Origin of the sequence: Mycolicibacter longobardus, assembly GCF_002102265.1 — a bacterium.
Classification (GTDB): Bacteria; Actinomycetota; Actinomycetes; order Mycobacteriales; family Mycobacteriaceae; genus Mycobacterium; species Mycobacterium longobardum.
On sequence record NZ_LQPG01000006.1, the window covers coordinates 14,397 to 33,687 of the forward strand.

Annotated in this window: 24 protein-coding genes, 1 tRNA gene and 2 pseudogenes; 13 read left to right on the forward strand and 14 right to left on the reverse strand. The window is 68.2% G+C overall.

The window, feature by feature from the left end; all coding sequences use genetic code 11:
* Positions 1-117 precede the first annotated feature (117 nt).
* The 7 genes and pseudogenes from AWC16_RS24800 to AWC16_RS00650 all read left to right on the forward strand — a co-directional run.
* Positions 118-786: pseudogene (locus tag AWC16_RS24800) on the forward strand (DUF2275 domain-containing protein); the annotation flags it as partial.
* Positions 787-927: 141 nt separating this feature from the next.
* Positions 928-1,488 (forward strand): RNA polymerase sigma factor SigC, encoded by a 561-nt coding sequence (sigC, locus tag AWC16_RS24805; protein ID WP_234812067.1) that lies wholly within the window; start codon positions 928-930, stop codon positions 1,486-1,488.
* 239 nt (positions 1,489-1,727) lie between these two features.
* On the forward strand, positions 1,728-2,462 hold the full coding sequence (locus tag AWC16_RS00630) for a lytic transglycosylase domain-containing protein (RefSeq protein ID WP_085262904.1): 735 nt from the start codon (positions 1,728-1,730) through the stop codon (positions 2,460-2,462).
* An 83-nt stretch (positions 2,463-2,545) separates the two neighbouring features.
* Positions 2,546-3,835: a phosphopyruvate hydratase gene (gene eno / locus AWC16_RS00635; protein WP_085262905.1), complete on the forward strand. Its 1,290-nt coding sequence runs from the start codon at positions 2,546-2,548 to the stop codon at positions 3,833-3,835.
* An 18-nt stretch (positions 3,836-3,853) separates the two neighbouring features.
* Positions 3,854-4,504, forward strand: coding sequence for an FtsB family cell division protein (locus tag AWC16_RS00640; RefSeq protein WP_085262906.1), 651 nt, complete (start codon positions 3,854-3,856; stop codon positions 4,502-4,504).
* Entirely contained in the window at positions 4,497-4,988 is a 492-nt protein-coding gene (locus AWC16_RS00645) for a DUF501 domain-containing protein (RefSeq protein WP_085262907.1), read from the forward strand. The genes AWC16_RS00640 and AWC16_RS00645 overlap by 8 nt, the downstream gene beginning before the upstream one ends.
* The gene (locus AWC16_RS00650) at positions 4,985-5,932 is read left to right on the forward strand and encodes a Ppx/GppA phosphatase family protein (protein ID WP_085262908.1); all 948 of its coding nucleotides are present in this window, start codon (positions 4,985-4,987) and stop codon (positions 5,930-5,932) included. The genes AWC16_RS00645 and AWC16_RS00650 overlap by 4 nt, the downstream gene beginning before the upstream one ends.
* A gap of 85 nt (positions 5,933-6,017) precedes the next feature.
* Here AWC16_RS00650 and AWC16_RS00655 read toward each other — a convergent pair whose 3' ends face one another.
* The 13 genes from AWC16_RS00655 to AWC16_RS00715 all read right to left on the reverse strand — a co-directional run bounded on the left by AWC16_RS00655 (position 6,018) and on the right by AWC16_RS00715 (position 15,319).
* The gene (locus AWC16_RS00655; RefSeq protein WP_085262909.1) at positions 6,018-6,476 is read right to left on the reverse strand and encodes a DUF1942 domain-containing protein; all 459 of its coding nucleotides are present in this window, start codon (positions 6,474-6,476) and stop codon (positions 6,018-6,020) included.
* A 50-nt stretch (positions 6,477-6,526) separates the two neighbouring features.
* The gene (locus AWC16_RS00660; protein ID WP_085262910.1) at positions 6,527-7,210 is read right to left on the reverse strand and encodes a response regulator; all 684 of its coding nucleotides are present in this window, start codon (positions 7,208-7,210) and stop codon (positions 6,527-6,529) included.
* Positions 7,210-9,720, reverse strand: coding sequence for a sensor histidine kinase (locus AWC16_RS00665; protein ID WP_109561230.1), 2,511 nt, complete (start codon positions 9,718-9,720; stop codon positions 7,210-7,212). Before AWC16_RS00665 ends, AWC16_RS00660 begins: the two co-directional genes overlap by 1 nt.
* Before the next feature lie 37 nt (positions 9,721-9,757).
* Positions 9,758-10,918, reverse strand: a complete 1,161-nt coding sequence (locus AWC16_RS00670; RefSeq protein ID WP_085262912.1) for a PPE family protein — start codon at positions 10,916-10,918, stop codon at positions 9,758-9,760.
* 50 nt (positions 10,919-10,968) lie between these two features.
* Positions 10,969-11,778 carry a PE family protein gene (locus tag AWC16_RS25450; protein ID WP_085262913.1) on the reverse strand — a complete coding sequence of 270 codons (810 nt, stop codon included), beginning with the start codon at positions 11,776-11,778 and terminating at the stop codon, positions 10,969-10,971.
* A 134-nt stretch (positions 11,779-11,912) separates the two neighbouring features.
* A complete protein-coding gene (locus tag AWC16_RS00680; RefSeq protein WP_085262914.1) occupies positions 11,913-12,197 on the reverse strand; it encodes a WXG100 family type VII secretion target in 285 nt (94 codons plus the stop codon).
* A 32-nt stretch (positions 12,198-12,229) separates the two neighbouring features.
* A complete protein-coding gene (locus AWC16_RS00685; RefSeq protein WP_085262915.1) occupies positions 12,230-12,526 on the reverse strand; it encodes a WXG100 family type VII secretion target in 297 nt (98 codons plus the stop codon).
* A gap of 36 nt (positions 12,527-12,562) precedes the next feature.
* The gene (locus AWC16_RS00690) at positions 12,563-13,666 is read right to left on the reverse strand and encodes a PPE family protein (protein ID WP_085262951.1); all 1,104 of its coding nucleotides are present in this window, start codon (positions 13,664-13,666) and stop codon (positions 12,563-12,565) included.
* 30 nt (positions 13,667-13,696) lie between these two features.
* A complete protein-coding gene (locus AWC16_RS00695) occupies positions 13,697-13,996 on the reverse strand; it encodes a PE family protein (RefSeq protein ID WP_085262952.1) in 300 nt (99 codons plus the stop codon).
* 205 nt (positions 13,997-14,201) lie between these two features.
* Positions 14,202-14,486, reverse strand: coding sequence for a WXG100 family type VII secretion target (locus AWC16_RS00700; protein WP_085262916.1), 285 nt, complete (start codon positions 14,484-14,486; stop codon positions 14,202-14,204).
* A gap of 16 nt (positions 14,487-14,502) precedes the next feature.
* Positions 14,503-14,799, reverse strand: coding sequence for a WXG100 family type VII secretion target (locus AWC16_RS00705; protein ID WP_085262917.1), 297 nt, complete (start codon positions 14,797-14,799; stop codon positions 14,503-14,505).
* A 49-nt stretch (positions 14,800-14,848) separates the two neighbouring features.
* The gene (locus AWC16_RS25455) at positions 14,849-15,010 is read right to left on the reverse strand and encodes a PPE domain-containing protein (RefSeq protein ID WP_085262918.1); all 162 of its coding nucleotides are present in this window, start codon (positions 15,008-15,010) and stop codon (positions 14,849-14,851) included.
* Between the two features lie 9 nt (positions 15,011-15,019).
* Positions 15,020-15,319 carry a PE family protein gene (locus tag AWC16_RS00715; RefSeq protein ID WP_085262919.1) on the reverse strand — a complete coding sequence of 100 codons (300 nt, stop codon included), beginning with the start codon at positions 15,317-15,319 and terminating at the stop codon, positions 15,020-15,022.
* A 198-nt stretch (positions 15,320-15,517) separates the two neighbouring features.
* On the opposite strand from AWC16_RS00715, the gene AWC16_RS00720 reads away from it, so the two are divergent.
* The 3 genes from AWC16_RS00720 to AWC16_RS00730 all read left to right on the forward strand — a co-directional run bounded on the left by AWC16_RS00720 (position 15,518) and on the right by AWC16_RS00730 (position 16,495).
* Complete coding sequence (locus AWC16_RS00720) at positions 15,518-15,994, forward strand: hypothetical protein (protein WP_085262920.1); 477 nt, start codon at positions 15,518-15,520, stop codon at positions 15,992-15,994.
* Entirely contained in the window at positions 15,995-16,348 is a 354-nt protein-coding gene (locus AWC16_RS00725; RefSeq protein WP_085262921.1) for a hypothetical protein, read from the forward strand.
* A gap of 73 nt (positions 16,349-16,421) precedes the next feature.
* Positions 16,422-16,495, forward strand: a tRNA-Leu gene (locus AWC16_RS00730).
* 5 nt (positions 16,496-16,500) lie between these two features.
* Here AWC16_RS00730 and AWC16_RS00735 read toward each other — a convergent pair.
* Positions 16,501-16,785, reverse strand: a complete 285-nt coding sequence (locus tag AWC16_RS00735) for a hypothetical protein (RefSeq protein WP_133055896.1) — start codon at positions 16,783-16,785, stop codon at positions 16,501-16,503.
* Positions 16,786-17,029: 244 nt separating this feature from the next.
* Between AWC16_RS00735 and AWC16_RS24825 the strand changes: the two genes are divergently transcribed.
* The 3 genes and pseudogenes from AWC16_RS24825 to AWC16_RS00750 all read left to right on the forward strand — a co-directional run bounded on the left by AWC16_RS24825 (position 17,030) and on the right by AWC16_RS00750 (position 19,285).
* Entirely contained in the window at positions 17,030-17,506 is a 477-nt protein-coding gene (locus AWC16_RS24825; protein ID WP_264016737.1) for a limonene-1,2-epoxide hydrolase family protein, read from the forward strand.
* A gap of 28 nt (positions 17,507-17,534) precedes the next feature.
* Positions 17,535-17,852: pseudogene (locus tag AWC16_RS00745) on the forward strand (type II toxin-antitoxin system VapC family toxin); the annotation flags it as partial.
* Positions 17,853-18,304: 452 nt separating this feature from the next.
* Positions 18,305-19,285 (forward strand): YncE family protein, encoded by a 981-nt coding sequence (locus AWC16_RS00750; protein ID WP_234812065.1) that lies wholly within the window; start codon positions 18,305-18,307, stop codon positions 19,283-19,285.
* The last annotated feature ends 6 nt before the right edge of the window (positions 19,286-19,291 follow it).

Consider the following 19,291-nt stretch of genomic DNA (forward strand, 5'->3'; position numbering starts at 1 on the left):
CTCTTCCAAGCAATTCGCGATCTTGTTCGGTCAACCAAGTGGTCGCTTCGCCATCCGGTTTGGTTCCCGCACGCGCGAATCTTTGTGTCCGGCCGCCGAATGAGCCACTATGTCGGCATGCGGTGCGAGGTGGTGCGGGAGACATTGTCGGCGCTGCTCGACGGCGAGCAGCAGGAGCTGCCCGCGCAGCAGGTCGACGCGCACCTGGCATCATGCCGCAGCTGCCGGCGCTGGCTCGTCGGCGCCGCCGCGCAGGCCCGCCGGCTGACCACGATCGAGAGCGGGGCTGACGCCCAGGCCGGCCCTGACCTGGCCGCGCAGATCCTGGCGGCCGCCGGGGTGACATCGGTCACCGCTGAGATTTCCGGCCGAGGCTGGTCGCAGTGGGGCCTTCGCCGGCCGGCGCTGATCGCGGTCGGAGTGCTGCAGGTGGTGATGGCGCTGGCGCAGATCGCCGGTGTGGACTTCGGGATGGTGTCGGCGCACGGGCACGGCGCGGCCACCGGTGCGCATTTGCTGCATGAGTCAACCGCATGGCTGTTGGCGTTGGGCGGGGCGATGATCGCCGCCGGCATCTGGCCCGCCGTGGCGCTCGGCGTCGCGGCGATCACCGGGGTATATGCGCTGGCACTGGGCGGTTACGTCGCGGTGGACGCCTACCACGGGCAGGTGACGGCAGCGCGGATCGCCAGCCACGTGCCGGTGCTGGTGGGTCTGGTGTTCGCGTTGCTGGTGGCCCGTCAGCGCACCGGTGGTTCCGGCTCGTCGGCGGCCCCCGGGGACGCAGACGGCACTGCCGGCGGGGTTCCGCCGGCGGCGGCGGGCCGTCGCGGCCGGCGCCGCCATCTGAAGTCCGTCAACCGCTCCACCACCCCTACGACCATGCGTCGTAGGGGTGTCCCGACGCCAGGTCTAAGGTGGATGTTCATGGCGGGAGCTGACCGGGTCGATGACGACGTTGTCACCACTCTCGCCGTTGCCGCCGCCGCCGGGGACGCGGGCGCGCTGGAGGCGTTCATCAAGGCCACCCAGCACGACGTCTGGCGATTCGTGGCCTACCTTTTCGACGGTGTCAGTGCCGACGATCTGACGCAGGAGACCTTCCTGCGGGCGATCGGCGCGATCCCGCGGTTCGCCGGCCGTTCCAGCGCTCGGACCTGGCTGCTGGCCATCGCGCGCCGAGTGGTCGCCGACCACATCCGCTACCTGAAGTCGCGTCCGCGCACCGCCGGGGGTGTCGACCCCGCGCTGCTGCTTGACCGCGACCGGCCCGCCCGCGGCTTCGAGGACGTCGTCGAAGTGACCACGCTGATCGCCGGGCTGTCGTCCGATCAGCGCGAGGCGCTGCTGCTGACCCAACTGTTCGGACTGTCCTATCAAGACGCCGCGGCGGTCTGCGGCTGCCCGGTGGGCACCATCCGGTCCCGGGTCGCGCGGGCGCGTGATGCGCTGCTCGCCGACCCCGAACGCGGTGAGCTGACCGGTTAACCGGCGGTTCAGCGAGGCTCGACGCAGGAGAGCCGAAGCTGGGACCGCCGCACAGACCCGGCGGTTCAGCGAAGCCGGGACCGCCGCATCGACCCGCATAGACTCAGCCGGATCCGTGCTGGCAGGACGGACTTTCCCGGACTGTAGGCCCGGTGATAGCCGTCGGTGGTGCCTCGCTCACGGGATGGTCATGGAACGATGGATACAGAACCCTAGTTTCGAGGTTGGGAGAGCGAGCGGTGTCGGCGCTACGTTGGCTGCGGACGGCCGCCGTCGTGGGCGCGACGGCTGTGCTGCTGGCTTCCAGCTGCAGCTGGCAACTCGGTAACCCCATTCCCCAGGGCGTGCCACCGCCGCCCGGGGACCCGGTCCCGGCGGTGAACACCAATCTGGCGACTGGTCGGCCCGCCGATCAGCTGTACCAGTGGGCCGCCGAGCGGGCCCCGATGCTCGACATCCCGATCACCGCGCTGGAGGCCTACGCCTACGCCGCGCGCGTCGCCGAGGTGGAGAACCCCAACTGCCACCTGGGCTGGACCACGTTGGCGGGCATCGGCCAGATCGAGAGCCATCACGGCCGCTACAACAACGCCACGATCGCGCGCAACGGCGACGTGCGGCCCAAGATCCGCGGGGTCCGGCTCGACGGCTCCGGCGGCAACCTGCACATCGTCGAGGACGTGCAACCGGATCTGGCCGACGACGACGGCGTGGTCCGCGCGATGGGCCCGATGCAGTTCATTCCGGAGACCTGGCGGCTCTACGGCGTCGACGCCAACAACGACGGCATCGTCAGCCCGGACAACATCGACGACGCCGCGCTGTCGGCGGCCGGTTATCTGTGCTGGCGCGGAAAAGATCTGGCCACGCCCAAGGGCTGGATGACGGCGCTGATGGCCTACAACGAGTCGGAGATCTACGCCCGCGCCGTCCGGGACTGGGCCGCCGCATACGCGGCCGGCCGCCCGCTGTGACGTGTCCGGTCCGGGCCACTAGGCTCCCAACAGGCCCACGATAGGCAAGACGGCCAGCCCCCACCCAGCTCAAGGAGAAGTCAGTGCCCATCATCCAGCAGGTAGGCGCCCGCGAGATCCTCGATTCCCGCGGCAACCCCACGGTCGAGGTCGAGGTCGCGCTGGAGGACGGGACGTTCGCCCGGGCCGCGGTGCCCTCCGGCGCCTCCACCGGAGAACACGAGGCCGTCGAACTCCGTGACGGTGGCAGCCGCTACGGCGGCAAGGGCGTGCAGAAGGCGGTCGCCGCGGTACTGGACCAGATCGCACCCGCGGTCATCGGGATCAGCGCCGATGACCAGCGGTTGGTGGACCAGGCCCTGGTGGATCTGGACGGCACCCCGGACAAGTCCCGGCTGGGCGCCAACGCCATGCTCGGGGTCTCGCTGGCGGTGGCCAAGGCCGCCGCCGACTCCGCGGCGCTGCCGCTGTACCGCTACCTCGGCGGTCCCAACGCCCACATCCTGCCGGTCCCGATGATGAACATCCTCAACGGCGGCGCGCACGCCGACACCGGCGTCGACGTTCAGGAGTTCATGGTCGCCCCGATCGGCGCGCCCAGCTTCGCCGAGTCGCTGCGCTGGGGCACGGAGGTCTACCACGCGTTGAAGGCGGTGCTCAAGAAGCAGGGGCTGGCCACCGGGCTGGGTGACGAGGGCGGCTTCGCTCCCGACGTCGCCGGCACCACCGCCGCGCTGGACCTGATCAGCACCGCGATCGAATCCACCGGGTTGAAGCTGGGCACCGACGTGGCGCTGGCGCTCGACGTCGCGGCCACCGAGTTCTACACCGACGGCAGCGGATACGCGTTCGAGAAGCAGAACCGCACCGCCGCCCAACTGTCCGAGTTCTACGCCAAGCTGCTCGACAGCTATCCGCTGGTGTCGATCGAAGACCCGCTGTCCGAGGACGACTGGGACGGCTGGGTGGCGCTGACCACGGCGATCGGGGACCGGGTCCAGCTCGTCGGCGATGACCTGTTCGTCACCAACCCGGAGCGTTTGGAGGAGGGCATCGAGCGCGGCGCGGCGAACGCGTTGCTGGTCAAGGTCAACCAGATCGGCACGCTGACCGAAACCCTGGACGCGGTGACGCTGGCCCACCACAGCGGCTACCGCACCATGATGAGCCACCGCAGCGGCGAGACCGAGGACACCACCATCGCCGACCTGGCGGTGGCCGTCAGCAGCGGCCAGATCAAGACCGGCGCGCCGGCCCGCAGTGAGCGGGTTGCCAAGTACAACCAGCTGCTGCGCATCGAGGAGGAACTCGGCGACGCCGCCCGCTACGCCGGCGACCTGGCTTTCCCCCGCTACGCGCCGGAGAGCAAGTAGCAGCCAGGGGCCGCTGCCATGTCCGATCCGAAACGGCCCGAAAAGCGGCGCGCCGCGAAGTCGCGGCCCGGCCGGGCCGGCGAAACGCGACGGGCACGCCCGCGCCCCGCACCGGCGGTCCGCCGCGGATCGGGCAATTCGCGCACCCCGCCGGAATCACCCGCCGGGGCGGTCAAGCGGGCCATCGCGGCGGCGGCCGACCAGAGCTCTGAGCTTCGGGTCGGTCTGACCGCGCGGCGGGCGGTCATCCTGGCGGCGGTGATGTGCGTGCTCACCCTGACCCTCGCCGGGCCGGTGCGGACCTTTTTCGCCCAGCACGCGGAGATGAAACAGCAGTCCCAACTGGAGATCACCCTGCACCGCCAGATCACCGACCTGCAGCAGCAGAAGGCCAACCTGGACGACCCAGCACACATCCGGGCACAGGCCCGGGAGCGGCTCGGCTTCGTCATGCCCGGCGAGATCCCCTACCAGGTCCAGCTGCCGGCGCCCCCGGAGGTGCCGGGCGAGCCGGGCGCCGAACCCCTGGCCGGCCCCAGCGATGACCCCTGGTACACCGCGCTGTGGCACACCATCGCCGACGTCCCACATCAGCCGCCGCCTCCGGCGGTGTCTCCAGGCCCGCCGGGCCTCCCGGTCCCGCCTGTCCCGGTGGTTCCGGGTGGTTGACCCCGCCGACCTGGACGCGGTGGGCAGGCAGTTGGGCCGAGAACCCCGCGGCGTCCTGGAGGTCTCCTACCGGTGCCCCAACGGCGAACCCGCCGTGGTCAAGACGGCTCCGAGGCTGCCCGACGGGACACCGTTTCCCACCCTGTACTACCTGACCCATCCGGCGCTGACCGCCGCGGCCAGTCGGTTGGAGTCCTCGGGGCTGATGGCCGACATGACCGAGCGGCTGCGGCACGACCCCGAACTCGCCGCCGCCTACCGCGCCGCCCATGAGTCCTATCTGGCCGAGCGGGACGCGATCGAGCCGTTGGGAACCACGTTCTCCGGCGGGGGGATGCCCGACCGGGTGAAGTGCCTGCATGTGCTGATGGCGCACGCACTGGCCAAGGGACGCGGCGTCAACCTGTTCGGCGATGAGGCGCTGGCGATCTTGGCCGCCGAACCGGCGATGGCCGGGATTCTGGTTGCCGAGGAGTGGCTATGACGCGCATCGCCGGAATCGACTGCGGCACCAACTCGATTCGGCTGTTGATCGCTGAGCCGGTGGAGGGCCGGCTGCACGACATCCACCGGGAGATGCGCATCGTCCGGTTGGGCGAGGGAGTCGACGCCACCGGACAGTTCGCCCCCGAGGCGCTCGAACGCACCCGAGCGGCCCTGGCCGACTACACCGCATTGCTTATCGCACATGGCGTTTCGCGAGTGCGGATGGTGGCGACCTCGGCCACCCGCGACGCGGCCAACCGTGACGTGTTCTTCGCCATGACGGCTCAGGTGCTCGGCGAAGCCGTTCCCGGCGCTGTTGCCGAGGTGATCACCGGTGAGCAGGAGGCGGCGCTGTCCTTCCGCGGTGCGGTGGGCGAATTGGACGGCGCCGACAGGCCGTTCCTCGTGGTCGACCTGGGTGGTGGCTCCACCGAGTTGGTGCTGGGTGATCCAGACAACGGAGTCCAGGTCAGCTACTCGGCCGACATCGGCTGTGTCCGGTTGACCGAACGCTGCCTGCATTCCGACCCGCCGACCGCCGAGGAGGTCGCCGCCGCCCGCGGCGTGGCCCGCGAGCTGCTGGGCGAGGCACTGCGCGTGGTCCCGGTGCAACAGGCCCGGACCTGGGTCGGGGTGGCGGGCACCATGACGACGTTGTCGGCGTTGGCGCACGGTCTCACCGAATACGACTCAACCGCAATTCACCTGTCGCGAACCGGCTTCGATGATCTGACGTTGGTCTGCGACCAGCTGATCGGTATGACTCGCGCGCAGCGGGCTGCGCTGGGACCGATGCACCCCGGCCGCGTCGACGTCATCGGCGGCGGGGCGATCGTGGTGCAGGAACTGACTCGCGCACTCGCCGACCGGGCCGGCATCGGTGAGCTGGTGGTCAGCGAGCACGACATCCTGGACGGCATAGCGCTGTCGATCGCCGTATAGGCCGGGCGGTTAGCAAGCCTCGACGAAGGAGAGGCGAAGCTGGACCGCCGTATTGGGCCGACAGCGCTTAGCCGTTCAGCACCGGTCAGTGCTGCTTCCAGACGACCTTGTCTTGGCCGCTGGCCTCCCGGTAGACGACGCTGTCGGGCGCGGTGCCGTTCTTGACGTCGAAGTACAGCCGGCCGCTGGTCTCGCTGCCCTGGGTGATCGGTGCGTTGGGCAGACCGTCGACCTCATTGCCCTTCATGACCGCGTATGTCGAACTGTTCACGGCACGGGCGTTGAAGTCAGCGATATTCGGGGTGGGCGAACCGGTGACCGCCCTGGCAGTCACCTCCGAGTACCAGATTCCGTCGTTATGGCCGCTGGGCTGCAGATTCTTGACGGTGTAGTCAATGGCCCCGCCGGGGCTTTGAATCTCCTCGGCTTGGCCGAACCCGACGGTCTGTGGGTCCGCAGAGGCCGGCGCGACCGCCACCATTCCGGCCGTCGCGAGGCCGACTGCTGTCACCGCCGTCTTCTTGGCGATATGGGAGAACATCACGGCAAAACTCCTTCCGCTAGGTCTCCCATACATATCCGCGTGGGTGGATTTCAAACCTCGAAGCGGTAACCCATGCCCGCTTCGGTCAGCAGATGCTTGGGATTCGACGGATCGTTTTCAAGTTTCCGCCGCAGCTGTGCCAGGTAAACCCGCAGGTACTGGGTTTCTTTCGCGTAGGCAGGTCCCCATACCTGGGTGAGCAGTTCATCGCGGCCGACCAGCTTGCCCCGATTGCGCACCAGCATTTCCAACATGCCCCACTCGGTGGGGGTCAGGTGCACCTCACGCGAGTCCTTGATGACTTTCTTGGCGGCCAGATCAACGGTGAACGATGAGGTTTCGATGATCGGCTGGTCGATTTCGGCGGCGGCGGCGTTGCGGCGGGCGGCGGCCCGCAGTCGGGCCAGGAACTCGTCCATCCCGAACGGTTTGGTCACGTAGTCGTCGGCACCGGCGTCGAGCGCTTCTACTTTGTCGGCGGAGTCGGTGCGGGCCGACAGCACGATCACCGGGACGGTCAGCCAACCGCGCAGCCCGGCCAGCACCTCGATACCGGAGATGTCGGGCAGCCCCAGATCGAGGATCACCACGTCCGGGCGTTGTTCAGCGGCGGCGCGCAAGGCCCCGGCGCCGGTCGCCGCCGTCACGACCTCGTAGCCGCGCACCGACAGGTTGATCTTCAGTGCGCGCAGGATCTGCGGCTCGTCGTCGACCACCAGGACCCGTGTGCTCATCAGCTCTCTTCCGCCGGTGCGGCCAGATCCACCACCATGGTCAACCCGCCCCCGGGTGTCTCTGTCGCCGAGATGGTACCGCCCATCGCCTCGGTGAAACCCCGTGCAACCGACAGCCCCAGGCCGACACCGCTGGTGTTGTCGCGGTCGCCGAGGCGTTGGAAGGGATCGAATACGTGTGCCTCGCCGCCCCTGGGCAGCCCGCGGCCGTCGTCGGCGACGTTGATCAGTACCCGGTCGCCGACTCGGCTTGCCGTCACCCGCACCACGCTGTCGGAGGCGTAGCGCAGCGCATTGTCGATCACGTTGGCCAGCACGCGTTCCAGTAGGCCGGCGTCGGCCATCGCCACGGTCGGCCCGACCTCGACCTTCACCTGATCCAGGCCGCCACGACCGAAGACGTTGCTGCGCTTGCCGATTCCGATCAGGGAACGCTGCACCACCTCCTCCAGATAGACTTTGGTCAGCTCTGGCCGGATCACGCCGGCGGCCAACCGCGAGGAATCGAGCAGGTTGCCCACCAGGTCGGTGAGTTGGTCGACCGATTCCTCCACGGTGGCCAGCAGTTCGGCGGTGTCGTCGGGAGAGAAGTCGACGTCGTCGGCGCGCAGGCTCGAGACCGCGGCCTTGGCGGCCGCCAGTGGGGTGCGCAGGTCGTGGCTGACCGCCGACAACAGGGAGCGCCGCAACTCGTCGGTCCGCATGACCGCGTCGGCGCGGTCGGCCTCGGCCGCCAGTTCCTCCTGCCGGACCAGTCCGGCCGCCTGCCGTGCAACCACCGACAGCACCCGGCGGTCACGGGAGGCCAACTGTCGGCCGACCATCAGCATCCAGAATTCTTTGTCACCGACATCGATCGAGGTGTCCGCGAGATCCACCGAGGTGCAGGGAGTCTCGCCGACCGACGCCATGACTTCGGGTACCGCGGCGCCACTCGGAACGCGGACCAGGCTCACAGTCCGCTGGGCGTAGGTTTCCCGGACCCGTTCCAGCAGGGTGTCCAGGTCCGCGCCGCGCAGCACCGACCCGGCGAACAATGTCATCAGCTCGGCTTCGCGGGACGCGCGGCCGGCTTCCCGGGCCCGCTTGGCTGCTCCATCGACCAGGGCAGCAACCGCGACCGCCACCAGCAGCAGTACGGCCTCGGTCACCGCGGCGTCGTGTTCGGCGATGGTGAAGTCGCGGCGCGGCGTGAGTAGGAAGTAGTTCAGCAACAGCCCGGACAGCAACGCTGAGAGCACCGCCGGGGCGATACCGCCGAGCAGGGCAACCACCAGCACCCCGACAACGAACAGCGCACTCTGCCCGGTGTTGAGATACCGATCCAGCCAGCCCACCACGATCGCGCACATCAGGCACGGCACGATGACCGCTGCCAGCCAGGACATCACCCTCCGTTCCGGAGGGGAGATCGACAGCGCCCGGGAACTCGGCTTGGCGTCCTCGTTGGTAACGATGTGTACGTCGATGTCGCCGGATTGCTGAACCACCGCCGCGCCTACGCCCTCATCGAGGATCCGCGCCCATCGGGACCGCATCGAGCTGCCGATCACCAATTGGGTGGCGTTGACGTCACGGGCGAAGTCCAACAGTGCGGTCGGCACATCATCGCCGATCACGGTGTGTAGCGAGGCGCCCAGGCTGACCGCCAGCTGGCGGATCTTGCCTACCCATGGGGCCGGCGCACCGGGGCGCCCGCCATCGGCCAGGACATGCAGGACCAGTAGTTCACCGCCGGCCTTCGACGCGATCCGGGAGGCCCGGCGCACCAACGCTTCGGACTCCGGGCCACCGGTCACCGCCGCGACGATGCGTTCGCGCGCCTCCCACGTCTCGGTGATCTTTTTGTCGGCCCGGTATCGCGTGAGCGCCGCGTCGACCTGTCCCGCCAGCCACAGCAGTGCTAATTCGCGCAGGGCGGTTAGGGTTTCACCGCGGAAGTAGCCGGCCAGTGCCGCGTCGACCTTTTCCGGCGGATAGACGTCTCCGTGGGAGAGTCTGCGGCGCAAAGCTTCCGGTGCGACGTCGATGAGTTCGATCTGCGATGCCTGGCGCACCACCGCGTCGGGGACGGTGTCGTGCTGGATGGTGCCGATGATCTTGGCCGCGACGTCGCTGATGCTCTCCAGCTGCTGCACGTTGACGGTGGAGATCACTGTGATCCCGGCGGCAAGAAGCTCTTCGATGTCTTGCCAGCGCTTGGGATTGCGGCTGCCCGGGGGGTTGGTGTGCGCGAGATCGTCGACCAGGACCACCTCGGGCCGGCGGGCCAGCACCGCAGCCACGTCGAGTTCGGCGCCGAGGGAGCCGACGGTCTCCATTCCCTGCAGCAGTTCCGCGGTCTTGCTGCGGCCGTGCGTCTCGACCGCAGCGGCGACTACGTCGGTCCCGCGGTCGGCCCGGCGGTGGGCTTCCGAGAGCATCGCGTAGGTCTTGCCGACCCCGGGCGAGGCGCCGAGGTAGATGCGGAGTTCGCCCCGCGGTTCTGCAGGCTGGCCGCGCTGACTCACGACACTCACCAGACCATCATCCCGGCAACCGCCGTGATCAGCCAGCGGCGACCGGTCGCGCCATGACAGTGGGTTTGAACCCGTAGCGCGGGTTGCTCGAACCCGAACCACCGCGACCGGCCGTTGCCATGCCCGGCATCCCGGCCCCGACGGTGTTCACCGCGCCACCCTCTTCGGCGTCGGTCCAGCCGTGGCTGACCAGGGTCGCGGCGTTCTCGGGGATCGAGGTGGCGGGGTTCGGAACGGCGGCTGGCCAGCTCTGCGGCACCGACAGCCCGCCGACCGGGGCGGCCTTGCCGAGTCCGGCCAGCACGGGCGCGCCGCCGGCTGACGTTCCAACCTCGGTGGCAACCGAGTCCACGAACATGCCCGCGGCCCCCGCCGCCGGCGGCCCGTGCGCGATGGCGATGGCGCTGGCGATACCGGAGAACAAGTGCCAGGCGCCGATGTTGCTCAACGCCCCGCTATAGGTGTGCAACTCGGGCCAGAGCCCGACATTCTGCGTGGACTCGGCCAGGCCACCCAGGAGGTCACCCAACCCGCTCTGGGCAGGGCCGGCAGCCAGGCTCTGCACCGCCGCGGGCAGCTCGGATATCAGCTGCGACAGTCCGTTCTGTGCGCCTCCGGCCGAAGCCTGCGCCACCGCCGCACCCTGATTCGCAATTCCCGCCGGGTTGGTGTTGGGCGCGGGAGAGCTCAGCGGCTGCAACACCCCGGCAAGCGAGGACGACGCTGCGTATCCGTACATCGCCATAGCGTCCTGCGCCCACATCTCGGCGTATTGGGCCTCGACCGCCGCGATCGCCGCGGTGTTGACTCCTAGGAGGTTGGTCGCCACCAGGGCCGCGAGCTGCGTCCGGTTCGCCGCGACCACCGGCGGTGGCACCGTCATCGCGAATGCCGCCTCGTAGGCGGCCGCCGATGCCGACGCCTGGGACGCGGCATGCTCGGCGGCGGACGCGGTGGTGTTGAGCCAGGCGATGTAGGGCCGCGCCGCGGCAGCCATCGCTGTGGCTGCCGGGCCCCGCCACTCCTCGTCGGTCAGCGTAGAGATCACCGACTCATAGCCGGCTGCGGTGGCGGTCAGTTCCGCGGCCAGCGCATTCCACGTTGCCGCTGCGCTCATCATCGGTGCGGCCCCGGCGCCGGTGTACATCCGCGCGGAGTTGATCTCCGGGGGCAGCGCTGCGTAGTCCATGTCGTGGCAGTCCGTTTCCTGTAAATGATTCCGGTGGAAGCTTGCCGCTGCTAAACGATCGGCTTACGCGGCATGATGACGGGTTTGACGCCGTAGCGCGGCCGTCCGAACCCGTAGCCGCCGCGATTGGCCAACGCGGCGGCCGGTGCACCGGCGGGCAGGGTGGTGGCCGCGTGCGGCTCCGGAGCGGGTTCGGCCTCGACGAGCGGGCTTGCCGGGGTCTCTGGTTCGGGGTCGGTGGCCCAACTCGGAGGTGCCGACAGCTTGCTGGCCTGGGCCGCCGGTCCAGTGGCTGGGGCGACGGGTGCGACCGCCGTGGCGGGCGTGTTGTGGGAGGCCAAGTTACCCGTGGCGGCTCCCGTGACGCTGTGGATGACACCGGACGGGTTGGTGATGAAGCCGGTGCCCAAGCTGGTGAACGCCGCTGTGGCGGAGCCAAAGTTCGCGCCGTTCGCTGCGGCCAGGATGGCGGAGTTGCTGGCGACTCCGCCCGGCCCGAATGTCGGGTCAACTGCGGCCCCCGAGCCGACAGCTCCCGTCGCGGTGCCCAGCCCCGACGTCGCGGTGGCCGCCGCCGAGTTGACCGTCTCGGTCTCCCCGTAGGAGTCGGCGCTGGTCCGCAAGGTATGAACGAACATCTCCTGCATCGCCGCGGCCTGCGCGCTGATCTGTTGGTACAGGGTGCCGTAGGCCGAGAACTGAGTGGCTTGCAGCGCCGAAACCTCGTCGGCGGCGGCCGGGGCCAGCCCGGTGATCGGGCTGGCCGCGGCCGCGTTCTGGGCGTGCAATGCCGCGTCGATCGTCTGCAGGTCGCCGGCCGCCGCGGACAACGCCTCGGGGTGGGTGGTCAGGAACGACATGACACTCCTTGTGCGATACGAGCCGGCCCCCAGCTGGGCTCGGTGACCGCTCCACTGTCCCTGGCCGAGTCCCCAATAGCGGAGGTCGTTAACGACTTCTTTACGGTCTTTCACGGATTCTTGACGGTTTGCTTTCAGGCCCAGCTGGAGCCGATGGCGGCGTCGGTGTTGGCCATGTTGTTGCCGGCCGTTTGCACCTTCTGACCGTGGGCGTTGGCCTGCTCGTAGATGACCTGGAAGTTCCGCCCGATCTGGGTGATGAACTCCTGGCAGGCCACCGAGCCGGCGCCGCCCCAGAAGTCCCCGGCGGCCAGCACGTCGTGCACGATCGCCTGGTGCTCGGCCTCCAGGGCGGCGGCCTGGGCGCGGATCAACGCGCCGTGGGCGTCGACGTCACCGAACTGATAGTTGATGGACATTGTCTTTCTCCCTTTCTTGGTGGTTTTGCTAGTTAGCTGCTCAGGACCTGCTGTGAAGCGGCTTCCTGCTGTTCGTACTGGTTGGCGTCCCGGATCAAGCCGTCGCGCACGCCGTGCAGCATGGTGACGATGTTGCGGAACGCGGTCTGCATCTGGGCCATGGTGTCGTAGGAGGTGCGTTCGGCCAGGCCGCCCCAGCCGGCGCCGGAGATGTTGGTCGAAGACGCCCACATCCGGCGGGCCTCGTCCTCAACGGTTTGGGCGTGGGTGTCGAAACGGGCTGCCGTCGCACGCATTGCGTCCGGATCGGTCATAAAACGTGTGGTCATGGGTGTTCTCTTTCTGGTTGGGTGATTTCTTCCTGCTCAGCCGGCCGCCACCGGATGCATGGTGACGGTGGGCCGAAATCCGTAGCTCGGGGCGGGGGCCGCCGAGGTGGCGCGCGCCCCGAGCGCGCCGACGGGCATGCCGGCGGGCATCGCCCCCAGACCTCGTTCGGCAGCGGCGGTCAAGGTGGCGCCCGGCAGGACCGTCGCGGTGCTGCCGGCCGTCGTGGCGTTCGCGGCCCACGTCGGCGGCACCGAGAGCAGCCCGACGGAGCCGGCCCGGCCCATACCCGCCGACACCCCAGCGCCGATCCCGCTCCAGCCGGCGGGGCCCGCGAGGCCCGCAACGCCGGTCAGCGCCGGCCCCGCCGTACCCGGAACCCCGGCCAGGGCGGGCGTCGGCGTTGTGGCGCCGCCGAAGCTGCTGGAGATGCCCAGCATGCTCGACAGCACCCCGATCAGGTTGGATCCGTTGGAACTTGCCATCGAGCCCAGGCCGGTAGGGTCCAGGAGGTCGCTTAGTGCCGTCGACGATCCCGCTTGCAGTGGCGAAGCGAAACCTTGCAGTGCCGAAGGCAATTCGGAGATCAACTGGGTGATCCCGGTGAGCCCGGCCGGGCTGGCCGTCGGCGCAGGGTCGGTGAACGGGGTCACCTGGGCTGCTGCCGCTGACGCGCCCGCATAGCCGTACATGGCGGTGGCGTCCTGCGCCCACATCTGCGCGTACTGGGCCTCGGTGGCCGCGATCGCCGGGGTGTTCTGCCCCAGGAAGTTGGTCGCGACCAGCGTCATCAGCAGGCTGCGGTTCGCCACGATCACCGACGGCGGCACCGTCATGGCGAACGCCGTCTCGAATGCGACCGCGGCCGCGGTGGCCTGGGTGGCCGCCTGCTCGGCCAGCGCGGCGGTGGTGTTCAGCCACGCCACGTAGGGAGTGACCGCCGATACCATCGACGACGACGCCGAACCGGTCCACAGCTCGGTTGCCATTCGGGTGACCACGGCCTGGTAGGCCGCGGCGGTCGACTCCAGCTCGGCTGCCAGACCATGCCAGGCCGCGGCCACCGCTATCATCGGCGCCGCTCCCGGTCCGGTGTACATCCAGGCTGAGTTGACTTCCGGTGGCAACGCACCGAATTCCATCATTTTTGGGTCCGTAGTTTTTGCTTGGGCCTAGCGGGCCGCGATCGCGTTGGCGACCTCGGTCGCCTCATACGATGCGGCGCTGGCCGTCAGGGTGGTGACAAACATCTGGTGAATGGCGTTCGCCTGGGCACTGACCGCCTGATACAGGCCGGCGTGCGCAACGAACTGTGCGGCTGTCAACGCCGACACCGGGTCCGCCGCCGCGGGCACCACGCCGGTGGTCACCGCTTCAGCAGCTGCGTTCTGGGCGGCCAATGCCGCTCCGATGCCGGTCAACTCGCCGGCCGCGGCGGTCAGCTCTTCAGGCTGCGCGCTCACGAACGACACCAACGACATCACCATCTCCTAACCGAACGAGCCGGCACCATGCCGGCTACGAGATCCACCGTGTCGCAACGGTGCTCGGTTAGCACTCGTCCTTACGCGCTCTTAACGGCGCGGGGCCGAACCTTGATGAGTCCTTGATGTCCGGGAACAGAAACCCGGCGCAACCCCCTCCGTTGCGCCGGGTTTCCCAGGTTCTCGCTTTGTGTCAGGCCCAGCTGGATCCGACCGAGGCGTCGGTGTTGGCCATGTTGTTGCCGGCGCTCTGCACCTTCTGGCCGTGGGCGTTGGCCTGCTCGTAGATCACTGCGAAGTTGCGGCCGAGCTGGCCGATGAACTCCTGGCAGGCCACCGAACCGGCGCCGCCCCAGAAGTCCCCGGCGGCCAGCACGTCGTGCACGATGGCCTGGTGCTCGGCTTCCAGGGAAGCGGCCTGGGCGCGGATCAGGGCACCGTGGGCGTGGACATCACCGAACATGTAGTTGATTGACATCTTTGCGGTTCTCCTTCTAGCTCGACAGGATCTGCTGCGAGGCAGCTTCTTGCTGCTCGTAGTGGTTGGCGTCACGAATCAGGCCGTCGCGGACCCCGTGCAGCATGTTCACGATGTTGCGGAACGCGGTCTGCATCTGGCCCATGGTGTCCATCGAGGTGCGCTCGGCCAGACCGCCCCAGCCGGCGCCGGAGATGTTGGTCGAGGATGCCCACATCCGGCGGGCCTCGTCCTCAACGGTCTGGGCGTGGGTGTCGAAACGACCCGCCATCGCACGCATCGCGTCCGGATCCGTCATAAATCGTGTTGCCATTGCTGCCTCTCCTTATCTGAAGGTCGTTCTCGTAGCCGGAATTCGGGTCTTACCCGGCGATGCCCGGGCCGGACATCACCGTCTCGTAGGAGTGTGCCGTCGACATCAGTTCGGCGGCCAGGGCGCGCCACGCCGCGGAGGCGGCTGTCATCGGCGTCGACCCCGGTCTGGTGTGCCTGCGACCGGCGGGCGCGGCTTCGTGATTCAGCATGACTTCCGCCTAACCCGCCGCGATCGCGTTCGCGGCCTCGGCGGCCGCGTAGGCCTCCGAGCTGCCACTGAGGGTGGCCACGAACATCTCGTGGACGGCGGCGGCCTGTGCGGCAACCGACTGGTACAGGCCGGCTTGCGCGTTGAACTGCGCGGCGGTCAGTGCCGAAACCTCGTCGGCAGCCGGGGGAACGACGCCGGCGGTCGGGCCTGCCGCCGCGGCGCTTTGTGCGTTGAGTGCCGAACCGATCGACTGCAGACTGCTGGCGGCGCTCGAGAGGGCCTCCGGCTGGGCGGTCACGAAAGACATAGCATCTCCTTACGGACCCGGCTACGACCGGCTCCTGGGCATCACGCTCCCGTATGACTGCCCGAAAACGGAAGCCGGTTAACCGCTTTTTAACCCCGGTGTCGGAACTCTTTACACGCAGGTCAGCACCGAGCACGCCGCAATGCCGGGTGCCGACACACATTGCCGAAAGACGACTTTAAAAGTAATTTAGATGTCATGGACGTCGTGTCATTCTCCGATCTGCAGCTGCGGGGCAAGGCCACGGTCGAGTCCTGGCTGCGCGAGTCTGCCAACCGTGTTCTGGTGGTGCGCCGCCGTGATGCCGAAGACCTGGTGCTGACAACGGCCTCGCGGGCCGCGCAGGCACGCGAAGCCTCCTCGGTGACGTCGCGGTTGTTTGTCGCGTTGATGCAGCAGGATCCGCATGTTCAGGATCTGATCGCCGATGTCGTTCCCGAGGTATTTCCGTGGGTGACGTTCTTGTCGCGGGACGAGCTCGATGAGTTCGTCGTCGAGTTGGTCTCGACGATCAAGGCTGCTGAGTCGATCGACAACCCTGCGCCGATAGCCCGGGTGATCGACGCCTGGCGACACACCGCCGAGGTGCTGGCTGACCCGGAACTCGCGGCTGTTCTGTCCGCGCCCAGTGACGAGGACTTCGGTCCGGTGCCGGAGCCGGGGGCTCGTCGATAGGTGGCGCCAAAGCGTGGAGATCGTGTCGCGCCGCCTGCCGGCAGTGGTGAGTGGGAGCTGCGATTCGCCACCAGCGAGGCCGCCAAGGGCTGGGAAGCGTTGAGTCAGCAGGCTGCCGCCAACACCGCAGCGGCCTGGCGCGAACTTCGGGTCCGTCCCCAACGGCCGGCGCCCACCAGTCGGCATCACCAACTCAAAGGACGGCTTGCCACCGCGGTGCACCGCGGTATCGACATGGAGCAATGGCAGTACGAGGTGACTGGCGCCGGCCGCATCTGGTACCTAGTCGACACCGCCAATCGCACCCTGTGGCTGAGGCACGCCGGTCCGGGTCATCCGAAGGCCACTGAGTGACGGGAGCGCGCGCGGCGGATCGGACCGCGTTCTGTGGTGACGACGTCGCCGCCAGTACGCTCTGAGCTGCGAAGCCCCCATAGCCCAATTGGCAGAGGCAGCGGACTTAAAATCCGCAAAGTGTCGGTTCGAGTCCGACTGGGGGCACGGTGTCAGCCGACTTTCACCAGCTGCATGGGCGCCTTTATAAAGCCGCACCCATACGTGCCGGCCAGCGTGGCACTGTCGAAGCGAGCCACGCAGTTGTCGCCGAAATCCAGAGTCCACGTGGTGCCCTCGGCGCGCCAGCCCGGTGTGCAGCCTGGGCCGCAGTCGGCGAACGTCCAAGTTGTCTTGCGCTCACCGTTCATCATCACGTCATAAGTGCCGCTGATCGGCTCCGCCGCCGCCGGGCCCGCCAGAGTAAGCGATGCACCCGCCATGAGCGCTGCCGGCACCGCTACGAGAATAGACTTCATCGCTTTGCCCCCAACGAGAACTAGGTCGCTACCGCTCCGGTCGCGAAATGCAGCGACTTGCCAGGAGTACGACTGTACCCGTGCGCGATTGGTAGGGAGGGCATTCCAGGAATGCAGTCCGCGGCCGGCGTTTGCGTGGGGTCGAGCGAGTTTGCTGGCGGGTTCCCGCCCGCTCACCGCAAAACAGCTCCTGGCGGTGCGGCATGCGGAATACGCTGGGTGGGTGGATGGCCAGCCGAGCGCCGTGGGTTCTTCGGCGACCACACCGGCTGAAGTAGTCGAGGCATTCCTCTATGCGGTCATGCGCGACAAGGACTTCGATGCGGCTCGTGAGCTGATGGCCGACGACATCGTCTTTCGCAATGTCGGATATACGACCATGCACGGGGCGGAGCGTATCGAAGGCACCTTCCGCGCCATGGCCGCCCGCCTGCCGTTCCTGAACTGGGACGTGGTCAACCATCAAATCGTCAGTGGGGGCACCACCGTCCTTACGGAGCGCACCGACTCGCTCATTGTCGGCCGGTTCCGAGCTGACTTCTGGGCGTGCGGCACCTTCGAGGTACGGGACGGGAAGGTGGCGTTGTGGCGTGACCACTTCGACCTTCTGGACATCCTCAAAGGCACGATTCGCGGGCTCGTCGCTCTCGCGATTCCCTCTCTGCAACGGCGGTCGAGAAGGCCCCTGGCTCGTTCCTGAATCCGCCCAGTGTCGTTCGGCGCGTCCTGAAGCACCCCTTGTCTCCCGCCTGGAACACGATGAGGTCGGGTGTCACCCGCTCGTGATTGAGGAACTGGCTCTCGGCTCGACCAAGCAGCGCGACACCGTCTTAGAGCTTCTCGAAGACCTGCGCCAGTTCCCCGCGCTGAGCCACGCCGAGGTGGTGACGCTCGTAGACGAACGCCGGCTCAGGGGCCTGAGCGCCGTCGACGCACACCTGCTCGGCGCGGTGCTGCTTACGGGCGGATCGCGGTTGTGGACGCGCGACAAGCGGCTGGTCTCCGTATGTCGCGAAGTGGGTGTCGCCTACGTCGACGCGTCGTAGAGGCTCGCCTGCCGGACCTGCGCCATACCCGCCCGCCCGCAAGTTCGCAAGGGTTGGGCGCCGGAAATCCCGAATTGCCTGGTGGGATTCTTAATTTCTTATTCAACGCTAATCGTGACGCGGATCCGACGTTGCCCAGAACCCGCGAAACACCTGTTCACGGCACATAACCCAGCTTGCTGAGGGAGGTCCGATCCTGCGCCTTCGCCCGCCGCTGCGTGGGGTTGGTGGGATTAGCGTGCGACCTCGATCACAATAATTACGACATTTTCCTGTTACCTCAAATTAACCGCTAGGATCGACCGGACGCCTAGCCGGGCCGCACTGCGGCAGCCGCGGGCGCACGTGCAACGACGATACGAACTGACGATACGAACTTGGTCGATGGGAGCGATGTGGAAGACGTGCCGGCTTATGGATTGGCCAACTCTGCATCCGGCATCGTCGACACCGTGAGGCTGGATCGCGGCCCCATTGGCGGCATTGCGGTCACCGCGGACGGCACCCGACTGCTGGCCACCAACTACGGCGACGACACCGTCTCCATCATCGACACGGCCACCCGTCGCATCGTGAGCACCGTCTTCCACGCCGACGAGCCGTTCGCCATCGCCGCCGGCGCTGCCGGTACCGGCTGGGCCTATGTCACCGCGGGTTCCACGGCGCTGGACGCCGTGCTGGCGATCGACGTCGACACGGCCGAGGTCACCGGCTGCTACCCGGTGGCCATGGACATCGGCGACCTGGTCGCCGACCCGATGAGCAGCCGCGTGTACCTCACCCGCACCGGCTCGTCCGGTGTGGACGTGCTCGCGCTCGACGCGACCATGCGCCCCGCCGGCTCGGTCGGCGTGTCCGGCCATCCTGCGGCCGCCGCGGCGGGTCTGCGGATCAGCCCGGACGGTCGGCGGCTCTACGTCACGGTCCGTCAGCCCACCGGCGACACCGTCACTGTCCTGGACCGCGACCTGCACGTTCTCGACAGGATCAAGGTCGGCTCGAACGTCGTCGATGTCGCGGTCAGCCCCGACGGTGCCCGGCTGTACGTGGCGACGTCCGGTTCCGACGGCCGCGGGACCGTCTACGTCGTCGACGTCCGCAGCCACGCGGTCATCTCCAGCCGCGGTGTGGACGCCCAGCTGATCCAGCTGATCGCCGGCCGCGACGGCGAGCGCGTCTACCTGGTCACCTCGGTCGGAGTCCTGGTGGTGTGCGCCCGCACCAACGAGGCCCTCGGCACGCTGACCGGTATCGCGGCACCGTCCTGTGCCGCGGAGAGCCCGGACGGCAGCCGGCTCTACATCGCCGGTTTCGACGGCGCGGTGACGGTCGCCTCGCTGGCCGACCTGCCGTCGCCGTCGGCGTCGCTGCACGAACAACTCGAGCTCGACGACGCCGTCAGCCGGATGCTGCAACTCGAACCTGCGTTGTAACCAACG

Bases quoted from the DNA above. Each gene is read 5' to 3' on its own strand.
- AWC16_RS00660 (WP_085262910.1), bottom strand. From the start codon at position 7,210: ATGAGCACACGGGTCCTGGTGGTCGACGACGAGCCGCAGATCCTGCGC.
- AWC16_RS00650 (WP_085262908.1), top strand. From the start codon at position 4,985: ATGACGCGCATCGCCGGAATCGACTGCGGCACCAACTCGATTCGGCTG.
- AWC16_RS00690 (WP_085262951.1), bottom strand. From the start codon at position 13,666: ATGGAATTCGGTGCGTTGCCACCGGAAGTCAACTCAGCCTGGATGTAC.
- AWC16_RS25450 (WP_085262913.1), bottom strand. From the start codon at position 11,778: ATGTCGTTCCTGACCACCCACCCCGAGGCGTTGTCCGCGGCGGCCGGC.
- AWC16_RS25455 (WP_085262918.1), bottom strand. From the start codon at position 15,010: ATGCTGAATCACGAAGCCGCGCCCGCCGGTCGCAGGCACACCAGACCG.
- AWC16_RS00700 (WP_085262916.1), bottom strand. From the start codon at position 14,486: ATGTCAATCAACTACATGTTCGGTGATGTCCACGCCCACGGTGCCCTG.
- AWC16_RS00705 (WP_085262917.1), bottom strand. From the start codon at position 14,799: ATGGCAACACGATTTATGACGGATCCGGACGCGATGCGTGCGATGGCG.
- AWC16_RS00685 (WP_085262915.1), bottom strand. From the start codon at position 12,526: ATGACCACACGTTTTATGACCGATCCGGACGCAATGCGTGCGACGGCA.
- AWC16_RS00715 (WP_085262919.1), bottom strand. From the start codon at position 15,319: ATGTCTTTCGTGACCGCCCAGCCGGAGGCCCTCTCGAGCGCCGCCAGC.
- AWC16_RS00640 (WP_085262906.1), top strand. From the start codon at position 3,854: ATGTCCGATCCGAAACGGCCCGAAAAGCGGCGCGCCGCGAAGTCGCGG.
- sigC (WP_234812067.1), top strand. From the start codon at position 928: ATGGCGGGAGCTGACCGGGTCGATGACGACGTTGTCACCACTCTCGCC.
- AWC16_RS00670 (WP_085262912.1), bottom strand. From the start codon at position 10,918: ATGGACTACGCAGCGCTGCCCCCGGAGATCAACTCCGCGCGGATGTAC.
- AWC16_RS00680 (WP_085262914.1), bottom strand. From the start codon at position 12,197: ATGTCCATCAACTATCAGTTCGGTGACGTCGACGCCCACGGCGCGTTG.
- AWC16_RS00720 (WP_085262920.1), top strand. From the start codon at position 15,518: ATGGACGTCGTGTCATTCTCCGATCTGCAGCTGCGGGGCAAGGCCACG.